The organism is Trueperaceae bacterium, assembly GCA_019454765.1.
Classification (GTDB): Bacteria; Deinococcota; Deinococci; order Deinococcales; family Trueperaceae; genus JAAYYF01.
Genome location: JACFNR010000055.1, coordinates 12,341 through 13,671, shown reverse-complemented (window position 1 = coordinate 13,671; position 1,331 = coordinate 12,341). Strand labels below are relative to the sequence as shown.

The 1,331-nt window shown below is 81.2% G+C and carries 1 protein-coding gene; it reads left to right on the top strand.

All coding sequences use genetic code 11. The features are described 5' to 3' along the window. The coding region (locus tag H3C53_12135) for a hypothetical protein (protein MBW7917413.1) at nucleotides 1-1,331 on the top strand (1,331 nt) is incomplete at both ends.

The following is a 1,331-nucleotide window of genomic DNA, read 5'->3' as shown; positions in this document are numbered from 1 at the left end:
CGCTGCCCGCCGACGCGGGTTCCCGCGACCTCGTGATCCTCGACCGCGTGAGCGTGACGGAGGCGCCGGGCACGAGCACCTGGTGGCTCGGCTTCGCCCACGTGGCCGGCGAGGGCGCCCCAGGAGGCGCCCCCACCGGCGCCCCCGAGCGCGTGGCCGCGGCCCGCCCGGGGACGTGGTCGGCGTCGGCGCCCACGGCGGGCGTCGACTGGCCGGCCCTGCTGGGCGCCGCGTGGCGCGGCGAGCGCCTGCCGGGCGCGGAGGTCTTGCTGGACGGCGCCGACGGGCCGCTGCTGCAAGTGCGGCGCTCGGCGGCCGGCACGGAGGTGCGGCTCAGCTTCGACCTCGAGGACGGCGCGCTGGCCGACAGCGCGGCCTTCCCCCTCCTCGTGCGCGACCTGCTCCTGCTCGTGGAGCCGCGCGCCGGCGTCGCCGTGGAGGAGCCGTGCGCCGTGGGCGTCGCCTGCGCCCTGCCCGCCGGCACCGTGACGATCACCGACCCGCGCGGCAGGCCCGTGCCGCTCGCCGCCGCGGAGCACGCCGGGTTGCGGCTGGTGGCAGGCGACTTCGTGCCGGAGGTGGCCGGCCTCTACCGCCTCGGCATGGCGCGCGGGCCGATCAGGCCGCTGGCCGTTTCCGCCGTCGGCGCCAGGCTGCCCGAGCCCGCCGTGCAGGGGGACGTGAGGGCGACGCCGCGGTTCGGCCCCCGCGCCGCGCTCCTCGCCGCCCTCCTCCTCGTGCTGCTGGTCGAGGCTCGCCTGGCGTGGCGGAGCGGCCGAGGGGCGCGGGGCCGCCTGGCGCTCCGGGCCGCAGCCCTCGCGCTCGTCCTGCTCGCGCTTGGCGCGGTGCGCCTGCCCCTGCCGGTCCGGGCGGGCAGGCTGGTGGTCGTGGCCGCCCCTCACGACGCCGCGGCCGTGGCGGCGCGCGCCGAGCGGGGCGCCGCGCTCGTCCTGCTCGGCCCGGAGGCCGGGCAAGCTGCCGCCGCGGACCTGGCCGCCGCGGACCTGGCTGCCGCCGACCTGGCTGCCGCCGACCTGGCTGCCGCGGACCTGGCTGCCGCCGACCTGGCGGGCGCCACCGAGCTGGCGTTGGCGCTCGTGCCGCCGGGCACGCCCGGGCGGCTGGTCGTCGCCTCGGACGGCCTCGAGACGCGCGGCGACGTGGCGGCGGTCGCCGCCCAGGCCGCCGCGCGCGGGGTGCCGCTGGACGCGCTGGCCCGGCGTGGCGCCGAGCCCCTCGACGCGCTCGTGAGCCGCGTCTCGCTCGCCGGGCCCGTGCTGGCGGGCGACCGCTTCGCGCTGCACGCCGACGTCTACCTGGCGGGCGCGCCC